Origin of the sequence: Fusobacterium sp. DD2, assembly GCF_018205345.1 — a bacterium.
In the GTDB taxonomy this organism is placed as follows: Bacteria; Fusobacteriota; Fusobacteriia; order Fusobacteriales; family Fusobacteriaceae; genus Fusobacterium_A.
The window spans coordinates 1-14,685 of sequence record NZ_JADRHM010000059.1 but is presented as its reverse complement, the minus strand read 5'-3'; the positions used below and the strand labels follow the sequence as shown (position 1 = coordinate 14,685).

14 protein-coding genes, 1 tRNA gene, 1 rRNA gene and 1 other annotated feature are annotated in these 14,685 nt (G+C 34.3%); all 16 genes read left to right on the top strand.

Translation table 11 applies throughout. The features are described 5' to 3' along the window. Window positions 1–82 precede the first annotated feature (82 nt). Window positions 83–199: ribosomal RNA gene (rrf, locus tag IX290_RS08885) — 5S ribosomal RNA — on the top strand. 183 nt (window positions 200–382) lie between these two features. Then, on the top strand, window positions 383–535 hold the full coding sequence (gene rpmG, locus IX290_RS08880) for a 50S ribosomal protein L33 (RefSeq protein ID WP_035960606.1): 153 nt from the start codon (window positions 383–385) through the stop codon (window positions 533–535). A 17-nt stretch (window positions 536–552) separates the two neighbouring features. Continuing rightward, window positions 553–628, top strand: a tRNA-Trp gene (locus IX290_RS08875). Window positions 629–668: 40 nt separating this feature from the next. After that, window positions 669–851, top strand: coding sequence for a preprotein translocase subunit SecE (gene secE, locus IX290_RS08870; protein ID WP_211492861.1), 183 nt, complete (start codon window positions 669–671; stop codon window positions 849–851). A 4-nt stretch (window positions 852–855) separates the two neighbouring features. Beyond that, a complete protein-coding gene (nusG, locus tag IX290_RS08865) occupies window positions 856–1,455 on the top strand; it encodes a transcription termination/antitermination protein NusG (RefSeq protein WP_211492860.1) in 600 nt (199 codons plus the stop codon). Between the two features lie 67 nt (window positions 1,456–1,522). Next, entirely contained in the window at window positions 1,523–1,948 is a 426-nt protein-coding gene (rplK, locus tag IX290_RS08860) for a 50S ribosomal protein L11 (protein WP_211492859.1), read from the top strand. An 88-nt stretch (window positions 1,949–2,036) separates the two neighbouring features. Then, window positions 2,037–2,744 carry a 50S ribosomal protein L1 gene (gene rplA, locus IX290_RS08855; RefSeq protein WP_211492858.1) on the top strand — a complete coding sequence of 236 codons (708 nt, stop codon included), beginning with the start codon at window positions 2,037–2,039 and terminating at the stop codon, window positions 2,742–2,744. 3 nt (window positions 2,745–2,747) lie between these two features. Further along, window positions 2,748–2,891 (top strand) — a sequence feature (ribosomal protein L10 leader region). Window positions 2,892–2,910: 19 nt separating this feature from the next. Further along, window positions 2,911–3,429: a 50S ribosomal protein L10 gene (gene rplJ, locus IX290_RS08850; RefSeq protein ID WP_211492857.1), complete on the top strand. Its 519-nt coding sequence runs from the start codon at window positions 2,911–2,913 to the stop codon at window positions 3,427–3,429. 96 nt (window positions 3,430–3,525) lie between these two features. Further along, entirely contained in the window at window positions 3,526–3,891 is a 366-nt protein-coding gene (gene rplL / locus IX290_RS08845) for a 50S ribosomal protein L7/L12 (RefSeq protein ID WP_211492856.1), read from the top strand. Window positions 3,892–4,099: 208 nt separating this feature from the next. Further along, window positions 4,100–7,606 carry a DNA-directed RNA polymerase subunit beta gene (rpoB, locus tag IX290_RS08840; protein WP_211492855.1) on the top strand — a complete coding sequence of 1,169 codons (3,507 nt, stop codon included), beginning with the start codon at window positions 4,100–4,102 and terminating at the stop codon, window positions 7,604–7,606. A 113-nt stretch (window positions 7,607–7,719) separates the two neighbouring features. Next, window positions 7,720–11,679 (top strand): DNA-directed RNA polymerase subunit beta', encoded by a 3,960-nt coding sequence (rpoC, locus tag IX290_RS08835; RefSeq protein ID WP_211492854.1) that lies wholly within the window; start codon window positions 7,720–7,722, stop codon window positions 11,677–11,679. An 80-nt stretch (window positions 11,680–11,759) separates the two neighbouring features. Then, a complete protein-coding gene (locus tag IX290_RS08830; protein WP_211492853.1) occupies window positions 11,760–12,638 on the top strand; it encodes a YicC/YloC family endoribonuclease in 879 nt (292 codons plus the stop codon). 8 nt (window positions 12,639–12,646) lie between these two features. Further along, window positions 12,647–12,895: a DUF370 domain-containing protein gene (locus IX290_RS08825; protein WP_211492852.1), complete on the top strand. Its 249-nt coding sequence runs from the start codon at window positions 12,647–12,649 to the stop codon at window positions 12,893–12,895. Further along, window positions 12,888–13,454 carry a guanylate kinase gene (gene gmk / locus IX290_RS08820; RefSeq protein WP_211492851.1) on the top strand — a complete coding sequence of 189 codons (567 nt, stop codon included), beginning with the start codon at window positions 12,888–12,890 and terminating at the stop codon, window positions 13,452–13,454. Before IX290_RS08825 ends, gmk begins: the two co-directional genes overlap by 8 nt. A gap of 14 nt (window positions 13,455–13,468) precedes the next feature. After that, window positions 13,469–13,684: a DNA-directed RNA polymerase subunit omega gene (gene rpoZ / locus IX290_RS08815; RefSeq protein ID WP_211492850.1), complete on the top strand. Its 216-nt coding sequence runs from the start codon at window positions 13,469–13,471 to the stop codon at window positions 13,682–13,684. Between the two features lie 2 nt (window positions 13,685–13,686). After that, window positions 13,687–14,685: FAD:protein FMN transferase (locus IX290_RS08810; RefSeq protein ID WP_211492849.1), on the top strand; the 999-nt coding region annotated here is incomplete at its 3' end.

Here is a 14,685-nt window from a genome sequence, read left to right as displayed (position 1 = left end):
TCATTTGCTATATAGTTTCAAATGCCTATGTTAAATAGTTGGCAACAGTAATGAAACCAGCGATAAAACATAAGACATATAGCTTGGTAAGAAAAGCTACAGGGGTACACCTAGTCACATTCCGAACCTAGAAGTTAAGCCTGTAAACGCTGAAAGTACTTGGTTGGAGACGACCTGGGAGGATAGGAACTTGCCAAGCTTTTTAATTTAATGTATAATATAGTCGGAGAGTACAAAAAAATAAAAAAATATTTGACAAATGTCAGAATATATGTTAATATATTCAAGTCTTAGAAAGCAAGATATAAACTCTTTTTTACCATATAGCTATTTTTGCTTATGGGAGGATCTAGATGATACCGTTATGAGTGGAGGTGTAAAATTGAGAGTAAATATTCAATTAGAATGTACAGAGTGCAAAAGAAGAAACTATAGCACATCAAAAAATAAGAAAAATACTACAGAAAGATTAGAAATTAATAAATACTGTAAGTGGGACAAAAAAGTTACTTTACATAAAGAAACTAAGAAATAATTAGTTTTGCAACGTGCAGGTCAATGGCTCAACTGGCAGAGCATCGGTCTCCAAAACCGAGGGCTGGGGGTTCGAATCCCTCTTGACCTGCCATTTTTTTATAATCTATAATGTCAAATCAAAAGGTGATTAGATGAATCTTTTTCAAGGAATAAAAATGGAGTATTCAAAGGTTCAATGGCCTAACAAAGAGGAGATAAAAAATTCAACTCTTTGGGTAATAGCTATGAGCTTGGTACTCAGTATCTATTTGGGAGTTTTCGATTTAATTGCTTCTAGACTATTAAAAATTTTAGTATCTCTCTTTGGAGGGTAGAATAATGGAAAAAACCGTAGTAAAAAGATGGTTTATGATTCATACTTATTCTGGGTATGAAAAAAAAGTAAAAACAGACCTTGAACAGAAAATAGAGACTCTTGGAATGGGAGATATCGTAACTAAGATTCTTGTTCCTGAAGAGGAGACAGTAGAAGAAGTAAGAGGGAAGATGAAAACTGTTGCCAGAAAGTTATTTCCTGGATATGTAATGCTTGAAATGGTAGCTACAAGAGAGGAAAGTAACGAAGGAATTAACTATAAAGTTGATTCTGAAGCTTGGTATGTTGTAAGAAACACAAACGGTGTTACAGGTTTCGTCGGAGTTGGATCTGACCCTATCCCTATGGAAGAAGACGAAGTTAGACATATATTTGATCTAATTGGATACGATGTTCCAGAGGAAGAAAAACAGATCAGAGAAGTTGTAAAAGTAGACTTTGCCGTTGGTGACTATGTAAGAATTCTTGATGAATCATTTGCAGGTCAGGAAGGTAAAGTGGTAGAAATAGATATGGAACAAAAGAAAGTTAAAGTAATGATAGAGATGTTCGGAAGAATGACTCCAGCAGAACTTGACTTTGACAATGTTCAAAAGGCATAATTGGCTCTTGTTAGTGGGAGAATGACACCGTCATTACCACAATTTTTCGGAGGTGTAATTTTTAAAAATGGCAAAAGAAGTAATTCAAATTATAAAACTACAATTACCAGCAGGAAAGGCTAACCCAGCTCCACCAGTTGGACCAGCATTAGGAGCTCACGGAGTTAACATCATGGAATTCTGTAAAGCTTTCAATGCAAAAACTCAAGATAAATCAGGATGGATAATCCCAGTTGAAATTTCTGTATATGACGACAGAAGCTTCACATTTATACTAAAAACTCCACCTGCATCAGACTTATTAAAGAAAGCAGCAGGAATTAAAACAGCAGCTAAGAACTCAAAAACAGAAGTTGCTGGACAAATTACAACAGCTAAATTAAGAGAAATTGCTGAAACAAAAATGCCTGACTTAAATGCAGCATCAGTAGAAGCAGCTATGAGAATTATAGCTGGATCAGCAAGATCAATGGGAATAAAAATAGTAGACTAATTAATTTGTTTTGGAAACAGAATGGACTGTTTCATAATTAAGTGGTAGGAGGTAATCCGCGTAACCACAAAGGGAGGAAATTAAAAATATGGCAAAACATAGAGGAAAAAAATACTTAGAAATGGCTAAGTTAATAGAAACAGGAAAACTTTATGATGTACAAGAAGCTTTAGAATTAGTTCTAAAGACTAAAACAGCTAAATTCAACGAAACTGTTGAAGTAGCATTAAGACTTGGAGTAGACCCAAGACATGCTGAACAACAAGTTAGAGGTACAGTTGTATTACCTCACGGAACTGGTAAAACAGTTAGAATCCTAGCTATTACATCAGGAGAAAACATTGAAAAGGCTTTAGCAGCAGGTGCAGATTATGCAGGAGCTGAAGAGTATATAGAAAAAATTCAACAAGGATGGCTAGATTTCGATATCGTTATAGCTACTCCAGACATGATGCCTAAGATCGGAAGACTAGGAAGAATATTAGGAACTAAAGGTTTAATGCCTAACCCTAAATCAGGAACTGTAACTCCAAACGTTGCAGATGCAGTTAAAGAATTTAAAAAAGGTAAATTAGCTTTCAGAGTTGACAAATTAGGATCAATTCACGTACCAATCGGTAAAGCTGACTTCCCATTTGAAAAAATCGAAGAAAACTTCAAAACTTTCATGGGACAAATCAACAGATTAAAACCAGCTACTTCTAAAGGACAATACCTAAGAACTGTAGCAGTATCATTAACAATGGGACCTGGAGTAAAAATGGACCCTGCGTTAGTAGCAAAATATGTTGGATAAATAATTTAATATAGATCCAAACCAAAGACCGTAGGTGGTTGTAAACCTTAAAGTATCCTACCGAGGTTGGAATAAGGTTTCGCTAGCCTCATAGTTTGATTACAACCTCCGTTCTTATCTTTGGCACGGAGGTAATTTTTAGAAAAAAGAGGAGGTGAATCAAAGAATGGCAACTCAAGCAAAAATAAACCAAGTAGCTGAACTAACACAAAAAATAAAAGATTCTAAATCAGTAGTTTTAGTAGATTACCAAGGTATCACTGTTAACGAAGAAACTGAATTAAGAAAGAAAGTTAGAGAAGCAGGAGCAGAATATCTAGTTGCAAAAAACAGATTATTCAAAATAGCATTAAAAGAAGCTGGAGTAGAAGATTCTTTTGATGATTTATTAGAGGGGACAACAGCATTTGCTTTTGGATTTGATGATCCAGTAGCACCAGCTAAATTTGTTTACGAATTAGCAAAAGATAAAGCTAAAGCTAAACAAGATGTCTTCAAAATTAAAGGTGGATTATTAGATGGAAAGAGAGTTGAAACTGTTGAAGTTGAAGCACTAGCTAAATTACCTTCAAGAGAACAATTACTTTCTATGTTACTTAACACTATGCTTGGACCAATCAGAAAACTTGCTTACGCAACTGTGGCAATTGCTGATAAAAAAGAAGCTGAAGCACAAGCTGAATAATTTTGGTCAATTACAAAATGTGCTGATTTAGATTTAAAAATAAAGAATGAAAAAATAATTAGATAAATTTTCGAAATAATTAAGGAGGAAAAATAAATGGCATTTAATAAAGAACAATTTATTGCTGATATCGAAGCTATGTCAGTATTAGAATTAAAAGAATTAGTAAGCGCTTTAGAAGAGCACTTTGGTGTAACAGCAGCAGCTCCAGTAGCAGTTGCAGTAGCAGGAGGAGAAGCAGCAGCAGAAGAAAAAACTGAATTTGATGTTGTTTTAGTATCTGCAGGAGACAAGAAAATCGGAGTTATCAAAGAAGTAAGAGCAATAACTGGATTAGGATTAAAAGATGCTAAAGAATTAGTAGACAACGGTGGAGTAATCAAAGAAGCAGTTGCTAAAGAAGAAGCAGAAGCTATGAAAGAACAATTAACAGCTGCAGGAGCAACTGTAGAACTTAAATAGTTTTTAGATTTAGGTTGCTTAAGAACAAAAATCTTATCTTGGTTTAAAAAAAATAGGCACTCTCACGAGTGCCTTTTTCCTAATTATTAAGCCTAAAACTAAATTTGTATTTTTGGAAGAGTGATAATTAATCATTTGGAAATAAAGTAGCCTGTTATTTTCAAGTGATTAGGTATTAAATTTTAAGATTGATAAGGGGTGTGAATTAATGGGGAAACTCGTTGAAAGATTGAATTTTGGAAGGATTAAAGAGAGAGGACAAATGCCTCATTTTCTTGAGTTCCAATTGGATTCCTATGAAGATTTTCTACAAGCTAAAGAAGCTCCAAATAATAGAAAAGACAAGGGGTTAGAATCAGCTTTTAGAGAAATTTTCCCTGTTGAATCTTCTAATGGAGATATCAAGTTAGAGTATGTATCTTATGAATTACATGAAGCAGAGCCACCATTAAATGATGAGCTTGAATGTAAAAAAAGAGGTAAGACTTACTCAGCTTCTTTAAAGGTAAGACTAAGACTAACTAATAAGAAAAGTGGAAATGAGATACAAGAATCTCTAGTTTACTTTGGTGAAATACCAATGATGACTGAGAGAGGTACATTCGTAATTAATGGTGCAGAAAGAGTTGTTGTATCACAGTTACATAGATCTCCAGGAGTATCATTTAACAAAGAAATGAATATTCAAACTGGTAAAGACCTGTTCTCAGGAAAAATTATTCCATATAAAGGAACATGGCTTGAGTTTGAAACTGACAAGAATGACTTTTTAAGTATAAAGATTGACAGAAAGAAAAAAGTTCTTGCTACTGTATTCTTGAAGGCTATTGATTTTTTTAATGATAATACAGAGATAAAAGATTACTTTTTGAAAACTAAGGAATTAGAATTGACTCCTATATTCCAAAAATATAGTAAAGATAAGGAAGAGTTAATAAGTGTTCTTAGAACAAAAATAGAAGGAAGCTTTATAAAAGAAGATATCTACTCAGAAGAGACAGGAGAAATAATATTAGAACAAGGTGCTGTTATTGATGAAGCTGCAATAGTAAGCTTTATAGATAACAAAATCGAAAAGATTACTTACTGGGAAGTAAGACCTGAAGACAAGTTACTAGCAAACACAGTTTTAAATGACACTACCCTAACTAAAGAAGATGCAGTAACTGAAGTATTCAAGAAATTGAGACCAGGAGACATCGTTACAATAGATTCTGCTAGATCTCTTATAAGACAAATGTTCTTCAACCCTCAAAGATATGACCTTGAGCCAGTTGGAAGATACAAAATGAATAAGAGACTTAAGATAGATGTTCCTGAAGACAACATCCTACTTACAAAAGAAGACATCATAGCTACTATGAAATATGTTATTGGCCTAAACAATGGTAATGGACATATTGACGATATAGATAACCTATGCAACAGACGTGTAAGAGGAGTTGGAGAACTTTTATTAATGCAAATAAAAGCTGGACTTTCTAAGATGGGAAAAATGGTAAAAGAGAAGATGACAATTCAAGATGCAGAAACTCTTACACCACAATCTCTACTTAATACAAGACCTTTAAATGCATTAGTTCTTGATTTCTTTGGATCTGGACAATTGTCTCAATTTATGGACCAATCAAACCCACTTGCTGAATTAACTCACAAGAGAAGAATATCAGCATTAGGACCTGGAGGACTTTCAAGAGAAAGAGCAGGATTCGAGGTTAGAGACGTACATGACTCTCACTATGGAAGAATCTGTCCTATAGAAACTCCAGAAGGACCAAACATTGGACTTATCGGATCACTTGCTATATATGCAAAAATCAACAAATATGGATTTATCGAAACTCCATATATTAAAGTTGAAAATGGTGTAGCAAACTTTGATAAAATAGATTATTTAGCAGCTGACGAAGAAGAAGGATTATTTATAGCACAAGCGGATACTAAGATAGATGATAATCACAAACTTCTTGGAGAAGTTGTATGTAGATTTGGACATGAAATCGTAAGTATACCAGGAGAAAAAGTTGACTATCTAGACATTTCTCCTAAACAAGTGGTATCTGTATCAGCAGGACTTATCCCATTCCTAGAGCACGACGACGCCAACAGAGCACTTATGGGATCAAACATGCAAAGACAAGCAGTACCATTATTAAGACCAGAAGCTCCATACATTGGAACAGGACTTGAAAGAAAAGTTGCTGTAGACTCAGGAGCACTTGTAATCTCTAAAGTAGATGGAAAAGTTACTTATGTAGATGCAAGTAAAATAATTATTGAAGATAATGACGGTAAAGAACATAAATATAGAATGTTAAACTATGAGAGATCAAACTCATCAATGTGCTTACATCAAACACCACTAGTATCAGTTGGAGAAGAAGTAAAAGTAGGAAGCATTATTGCTGACGGACCAGCTACTAAAGGTGGAGACTTAGCACTTGGAAGAAATATTCTTATGGCATTCATGCCTTGGGAAGGATATAACTACGAAGACGCTATTTTGATATCAGATAGATTGAGAAAAGATGACGTATTTACATCTATTCACATTGAAGAATATGAAATAGAAGCTAGAAATACAAAACTTGGAGATGAAGAGATCACAAGAGAGATTCCTAATATTTCTGAAGAAGCATTAAGAAATCTTGATGCTAACGGAGTAGTTACTATAGGATCTGAAGTTGGACCTGGAGATATCTTAGTAGGTAAAACAGCTCCTAAAGGAGAAACTGAACCACCTGCTGAAGAAAAACTGTTAAGAGCTATATTTGGAGAAAAAGCAAGAGATGTAAGAGACGTATCTCTTAGAATGCCACATGGTTCTAAAGGTACAGTTGTAGAAATTCTAGAACTTTCTAGAGAAAACGGAGACGACTTAAAAGCTGGAGTAAACAGAGCAATCAAAATACTTGTAGCTGAAAAGAGAAAGATAACTGTTGGAGACAAAATGTCAGGACGTCACGGAAACAAAGGGGTTGTATCAAGAGTATTACCTGCTGAAGATATGCCTTTCTTAGCTGACGGAACACATCTTGACGTTGTACTTAACCCTCTAGGAGTGCCATCACGTATGAACATTGGACAAGTACTTGAGGTACACTTAGGAATGGCTATGGGAGTTTACAACGGTGGAACTCATATTGCAACTCCAGTATTTGACGGGGCTTCTGAAGAAGAGGTTAAAGATTACCTTGAAAAAATGGGATTCCCTAGAAGTGGTAAAGTATCACTATATGACGGAAGAACTGGAGACAAATTCGATAGTCCAGTAACTGTTGGTATAATGTATATGTTAAAATTACACCACTTGGTAGAGGACAAAATGCACGCAAGAGCTATTGGACCTTACTCATTAGTTACTCAACAACCACTTGGAGGAAAAGCTCAATTTGGTGGACAAAGACTTGGAGAAATGGAAGTTTGGGCACTAGAAGCATATGGAGCATCTAACATACTTCAAGAGATGTTGACTGTTAAATCAGACGACGTAATGGGAAGAACAAAAACTTATGAAGCAATTATTAAAGGTGAAGAGATGCCAGAAGCAGACTTACCTGAATCATTCAAAGTTTTATTAAAAGAATTCCAAGCATTAGCACTTGACGTAGAATTATTTGATGGAGATAACAACGTTATCAATGTAGATGACGAGTTAAGTAATGAAGAAATAACTACAGAATACTCTCCTTTAGATGATTTCAAAGAACAGTAAAAATAAATAAGTAAGAATAAATAGGAACGGAGGAGCTGACTGAAAGTTAAGGATTTTGGTCGGCCTTTCGTCATCAATTATGGCTTTATCTCAATAAGGAGGCTTTGTATTTAATGGAAATTAGAAGTTTTGAGAAAATAAGAATTAGATTGGCATCTCCTGAAAAGATCGAAGAATGGTCACACGGAGAAGTTACAAAACCTGAAACTATCAACTATAGAACTTTAAATCCCGAAAACGATGGACTTTTCTGCGAAAGAATATTCGGACCAACAAAAGATTGGGAATGTGGATGCGGAAAATATAAAAGAATGAGATATAAAGGTTTAGTTTGTGAAAAATGTGGGGTAGAAGTAACTAAATCTAAGGTGAGAAGAGAGAGAATGGGACACATTGCTCTTGCTGCACCAGTTGCTCATATTTGGTATTCTAAAGGAACACCAAATAAAATGGCACTTATAATCGGGCTATCTCCAAAAGAACTTGAATCTGTATTATATTTTGCTAGATATATAGTTACAGAAACTGGAGAAAGCAACTTAAAAGAAGGAAAAATACTAACTGAAAAAGAATATAAATTATACAAGCAATTATACGGAAATAAATTTGAAGCTTTAATGGGAGCAGAAGCTGTATTAAAGTTATTAGAAAAAATTGATCTTGAAAAATTAAAAGATGAATTAGAAAAAGAGTTAGAAGATGTAACTTCAGCACAAAAGAGAAAGAAAATCGTTAAGAGATTAAAAATTGTTAGAGACTTTATCGCTTCTGACAACAAACCTCAATGGATGATTCTTAAAAATGTTCCAGTAATTCCAGCTGATTTAAGACCTATGGTTCAGCTAGATGGAGGAAGATTTGCTACTTCTGACTTAAATGATTTATATAGAAGAGTTATTAACAGAAACAACAGACTTAAAAAACTTCTTGAAAAAAGAGCACCTGAAATCGTTGTTAAAAACGAAAAAAGAATGCTTCAAGAAGCTGTTGACGCTTTAATAGATAATGGTAGAAGAGGAAAACCAGTAGTTGCTCAAAACAACAGAGAGTTAAAATCACTATCTGATATGTTAAAAGGTAAACAAGGTAGATTTAGACAAAACCTACTAGGAAAAAGAGTTGACTACTCAGCAAGATCGGTAATTGTTGTTGGACCATCATTAAAGATGAACCAATGTGGAATTCCTAAGAAAATGGCACTTGAACTTTACAAACCTTTCATTATGAGAGAACTTGTAAAAAGAGAGCTTGCTACTAATATAAAAACTGCTAAGAAATTAGTTGAAGATGCAGACGATAGAGTTTGGGACGTAATTGAAGATGTAATTCAAGACCACCCTGTTTTATTAAACAGAGCTCCCACACTACACAGACTATCAATTCAAGCATTTGAACCAGTTTTAATTGAAGGTAAAGCAATTAGACTTCACCCATTAGTATGTTCAGCATTTAACGCTGACTTCGACGGAGACCAAATGGCAGTACACTTAATGCTATCTCCAGAAGCTATAATGGAAGCAAAACTATTAATGCTTGCACCAAATAATATCATCTCTCCATCAAATGGAGAACCTATAGCAGTTCCATCTCAAGACATGGTTATGGGATGTTTCTATATGACAAAAGATAGAGCAGGAGCAAAAGGAGAAGGAAAAATGTTCTCTAATATCGCTCAAGCTTTAAGTGCATATGATAATGGAGTATTAGATACTCACGCTTTAATTAAAGTAAGAATCAATGGAGAAATGGTAGAAACTACTCCAGGAAGACTTATGTTTAATGAACTTTTACCAGAAATTGATAAACAATATCATGAAACATTTGGTAAAAAACAACTTAAGAAATTAATTGCAAGATTATATGATGAGCACGGATTTACAGAAACAGCTGAATTAATCAACAAGATTAAGAACTTTGGATACCACTATGGTGCTATGGCAGGGGTATCAGTAGGTATAGAAGACCTAGAAATCCCAGCTAACAAGAAAGATATCCTGGATAAAGCTGATGCTGAAGTTGCTCAAATAGATGCTGATTATAAAGCAGGAAAAATTATTAACGAAGAAAGATATAGAAAAACTATCACTGTATGGTCTGAAGCTACTAAAGCCGTTGGAGATGCAATGATGCGTGGACTAGATCAATTCAACCCAGTTTACATGATGGCCACTTCAGGAGCCAGAGGTAACGAATCTCAAATGAGACAACTTGCTGCAATGAGAGGAAACATGGCAGACACACAAGGTAGAATTATCGAAGTACCGATCAAAGCAAACTTCCGTGAAGGACTAACAGTATTAGAGTTCTTCATGTCATCACACGGAGCTAGAAAAGGTCTAGCAGATACTGCCCTAAGAACTGCCGATTCAGGATACTTAACAAGAAGACTAGTTGATATTTCTCACGAAGTTATTGTTAATGCTGAAGACTGTGGAACATTAGAGGGAATTGAAGTTGGAGATCTAGTTTCAGATGGTAAAGTAATTGAAGAATTAAAAGAAAGAATCAATGGAAGAGTTCTAGCTGAAGATATCGTTGTAGACGGTGTAACAATCGGTAAGAGAAACGATATGGTTGGAAAAGAAATGATTAAGAAGATAGAGGAAGCTGGACTTAAGAAAGTTAAGATCAGATCTCCATTAACTTGTGCTCTTGAAAAAGGAGTATGTAGAAAATGTTATGGTATGGACTTATCTAACCATAAAGAAATTCTTCTTGGAGAAGCTGTTGGAGTTGTGGCAGCACAATCAATCGGGGAACCTGGTACTCAGCTAACAATGAGAACGTTCCATACAGGAGGAGTTGCAACAGCAGCAACACTTGTAACATCAACTAAAGCTGATAACAGCGGTAAAGTTACATTTAGAGATATAAAAATATTGAAAAACGAAGAAACTGGAGAAGACGTAGTAGTTAGCCAAGGAGCTAAATTAATCATTGGAAACTATGACTACGAAGTTAACTCAGGATCAGTATTAAAGGTTAAAGAGGGAGATATGGTTAAAGAGGGAGATATCCTAATGACATTTGACCCATTCCATATACCTATAATTGCTGACCAAGCAGGTAGAATCGAATATAGAGAACTGTATGTAAAAGAAAACTATGACGAAAAATATGACGTTACAGAATACATGGCAGTTAAACCAGTTGAATCTGGAGACATCAACCCAAGAGTAGTAGTATTTGATAACGATGGAAATCAAATTGGAAGCTACCCAATTCCATTTGGAGCATTCTTAATGGTAAGAGAAGGGGATATGGTACAAAAAGGACAAACTATTGCTAAGATCATCAAACAAGGTGCTGGAAACAAAGACATCACTGGAGGTCTTCCAAGAGTTCAAGAACTATTTGAAGCTAGAAACCCTAAAGGAAAAGCTATGCTTACTGAAGTTGATGGTAAAGTTGAAGTAACTGGTAAGAAGAAAAAAGGTATGAGAGTAATCTTAATCAAATCTCAAACAGATCCAGATATGGTAAAAGAATACTTAGTACCAGTAGCAGACCGTCTAGTTGCAACTGATGGAATGCTAGTTAAAGCAGGAGACAAAATTACTGAAGGAGCTATATCTCCATTTGACATCTTGAATATTAAAGGACTTGTAGCAGCTGAACAATTTATCCTTGAATCAGTTCAACAAGTATATAGAGACCAAGGTGTTACTGTAAATGACAAACACATTGAAATTATCGTTAAACAAATGTTTAAAAAGGTAAGAGTAGTTGATTCTGGAGCATCATTGTTCCTAGAAGATGAAGTAGTTGAAAGAAATCTTGTAGATGCAGAAAATGAAAGACTTCGTGCAATTGGAAAACCTGAAATTAAGTATGAACCTGTAATTCAAGGTATTACAAAAGCAGCTGTTAACACAGGAAGCTTCATATCAGCAGCATCATTCCAAGAAACTACTAAAGTATTGTCTAATGCAGCAATTGAAGGTAAGGTTGACTATTTGGAAGGACTTAAAGAAAATGTTATCATTGGTAAGAAAATACCAGCTGGTACAGGATTTAGTGCTTACAAAAAAGTCAGAGAAAAAATCATTGAAGATGAGATTAAACAAGACTAGTTTAAATATATAGGGAGAAAATAGGCGACACTGTCGCCTATTCCTCTATCTATTTGGTCTTTTTTGGATGGAGGTAGCTAATGAAAAGTATGACAGGTTATTCAAAATTAGTTTATCAGGATGAAAACTATTCTTTGAATATGCAGATAAAAAGTGTGAATAATAAAAATTTAAATTTAAAAATAAAACTTCCATACAGTCTAAATTTTTTAGAGGGAGCTATCAGAGCAGAAATAGCCTCTAAAGTGAGCAGAGGTTCACTGGATGTTAAGATTGAATTTTCTGATCTGAGAGACGAAGGGAATATTTTTGATTATGACAAAGCTCAAAGCAAAGCTTATATGAAAGTACTTTCAGAGATGGAAAAGGAATTTGGTGAGAAATTCACTAATAAAATGGATATTTTAGTTAGAAATTTAAATGTTGTTAAGAAAAATGACGTTGAAACAGATGACGAGGAATATAGCAATTTTATACTTGGAAAATTAAGAGAGCTTCTTGTTCCATTTATCAAAACCAGAGAAGAAGAAGGAGCAAGACTTAAAGAATATCTTAAAGGAAGAGTTGCTGTTCTTGAAGAAAAAATATCTGAAATTAAAAAATATAAAAAGATAGTAGTACAGGATTATAAAGACAAGCTACTTGAGAGACTGGATACCATAAGAGGGGACATTCAGTTTAAAGAAGAGGATATATTAAAAGAGATACTTCTTTTCACTGACAAGTCAGATATCTCAGAAGAGATTTCCAGACTTGACTCACATATGGTACAATTAAAGAAAGAACTTGAGAAAACAACTGAACCTGTTGGTAAGAAAATTGATTTTATTTTACAGGAGATATATCGTGAACTTAACACTACTGGTGTAAAATCAAATCTTTATGATATTTCAAAACTCATAGTAGAGAGCAAAAATGAACTTGAAAAAATCAGAGAACAGGTTATGAATATAGAGTAGGAGGGAATATGAAACCACTTAATATAGGTTTTGGAAATATGGTTATGGGAGAGAGAGTCATCGCTATAATCAATCCAGATTCTGCTCCTAGCAAAAGACTCAGAGATGAGGCTAAACAACAGAATAGGCTTATTGATGCCACACTTGGAAGAAAAACTAAGACCCTCATAATAACAGATTCTAATCATGTTATTATGTCAGCAATAAATCCAGAAACAATATCAGCAAGGATAGAGAAAGGAGATAAAGATGAGTAGAGGAGAAAAAGGACATCTGTATGTAGTATCAGGTCCAAGCGGAGCTGGAAAATCAACAATCTGCAGACTGGTACGCAAAGCACTTGGAATTAACTTAGCTACTTCGGCTACTACGAGAGCTCCTAGAGAGGGAGAGTTAAATGGTAGAGACTACTACTTTTTAACTAAGGAAGAATTTATAAGAAAAGAAAAGAATGGGGAATTCTTAGAGTATGCAACAGTGCATGGAAACTACTATGGAACTTTAAAATCTGAAGTGGAAAGTAGACTTTTACATGGAGAAGATGTTATACTTGAAATAGATGTACAAGGTGGACTTCAGGTTAAAGAAAAGTATCCAGAAGCACATTTAGTTTTCTTTAAAACTGCAACTGAGGAAGAACTTGAAAAGAGATTAAGAGGAAGAAAAACTGATAGTGAAGAGACTATTCAGCTTAGACTAAAGAACTCACTTAAAGAACTTGAATATGAAAAATATTATGAAGTGACTATTATCAATAATACAATTGAGGAATCTTGTGCTGCACTTAGAAAGATAATTGAAGAAGGAAGACAATAGGAGTGAAGAAAAGTATGAAAAAAGAGATAGTGTATGATGAATTATTAGAAAGAATTTCAAACAAGTATATTTTAACTATAGTTAGTGGTGAAAGAGCTAGAGAAATCGCTAATGGTGCTCCAGTACTAACTAAATGCAGTAAAAAAGACACTAATGTTAAAAAGGCTCTTAGAGAGATTCTAGATGGAAAAATAGGATATGAAATAGTTGACACTAAAGTTGGTGAATAATGATGATAAGAAGAATTTTGGCCATACTGATATTGCCAATATTCATTCTTGCTTGTGGCGAGAAAAGTGATACTGTAAAGAAAATCCAGGAAGATAAATTTTTATTTGGGACTTATATAAATATTACAGTCTACGATAAAGATGAAAATCATGCAAAAAAAGCTATAAATGCTGCTTTTGATGAGATAGAGAGAATTGACCATAAATACAACAGCAAGTTTAAGGGAAGTGTAATAGATAAGCTTAACAGAGGAGAAGTAAGTAAAGTAACTTTAGATGATGAGGGAATTTACCTTATAAAGAGTTTAAAGGACGTTTACGAGCTTTCTGAAGGAACTTATGACGTTACTATAGGCCCTGTTCTTGATGTGTGGGATTTTGGTCAAAAGGAACGTAAAGAGGTACCTACTTATGATGAGCTTCAGGAAGCTATAAAAAAAGTGGACTTTTCAAAAGTTATACTTGATGGAAATCAACTTTACTATGCTCAAAAGGGATTGGAAGTAGATACAGGTTCTTTCTTAAAAGGATATGCAGTAGAGCAGGCAAAGCAGGTAATGAAGAAAATGGGCGTAAATAGTGCTTTTATATCTTCAATTTCTAGTATTGAGACAATTAATACAAAACCAGATGGTAAAAATTGGAGAATAGGAGTGGAAAATCCTCAAAACCCTAAGGACTTACTTGGAGTAATAGAACTAGATGACCAGGGAATGGGTGTTTCTGGAGATTATCAAACTTATATTGAAATCGATGGAAAAAGATACCACCATATTTTGGATAAGACTACTGGATATCCAGTATCTAGTAAAAAAATGGTAGTGGTAGTTACAGATAACGCATTTTTATCAGATATGTATTCAACAGCATTTTTCACTATGGCTACTGAAAAGGTTATGGAATTTGCAGAAAAGAATAATCTTGATGTGCTTATAGTTGATAATAATATGAATATAACAAGAACTGCAGGAATGAAGTTTGAATGTGCACAGAATAGAAAG

Bases quoted from the DNA above. Each gene is read 5' to 3' on its own strand.
- secE (WP_211492861.1), top strand. From the start codon at position 669: ATGAATCTTTTTCAAGGAATAAAAATGGAGTATTCAAAGGTTCAATGG.
- nusG (WP_211492860.1), top strand. From the start codon at position 856: ATGGAAAAAACCGTAGTAAAAAGATGGTTTATGATTCATACTTATTCT.
- rplK (WP_211492859.1), top strand. From the start codon at position 1,523: ATGGCAAAAGAAGTAATTCAAATTATAAAACTACAATTACCAGCAGGA.
- rplA (WP_211492858.1), top strand. From the start codon at position 2,037: ATGGCAAAACATAGAGGAAAAAAATACTTAGAAATGGCTAAGTTAATA.
- rplJ (WP_211492857.1), top strand. From the start codon at position 2,911: ATGGCAACTCAAGCAAAAATAAACCAAGTAGCTGAACTAACACAAAAA.
- rplL (WP_211492856.1), top strand. From the start codon at position 3,526: ATGGCATTTAATAAAGAACAATTTATTGCTGATATCGAAGCTATGTCA.
- rpoB (WP_211492855.1), top strand. From the start codon at position 4,100: ATGGGGAAACTCGTTGAAAGATTGAATTTTGGAAGGATTAAAGAGAGA.
- rpoC (WP_211492854.1), top strand. From the start codon at position 7,720: ATGGAAATTAGAAGTTTTGAGAAAATAAGAATTAGATTGGCATCTCCT.
- IX290_RS08830 (WP_211492853.1), top strand. From the start codon at position 11,760: ATGAAAAGTATGACAGGTTATTCAAAATTAGTTTATCAGGATGAAAAC.
- IX290_RS08825 (WP_211492852.1), top strand. From the start codon at position 12,647: ATGAAACCACTTAATATAGGTTTTGGAAATATGGTTATGGGAGAGAGA.
- gmk (WP_211492851.1), top strand. From the start codon at position 12,888: ATGAGTAGAGGAGAAAAAGGACATCTGTATGTAGTATCAGGTCCAAGC.
- rpoZ (WP_211492850.1), top strand. From the start codon at position 13,469: ATGAAAAAAGAGATAGTGTATGATGAATTATTAGAAAGAATTTCAAAC.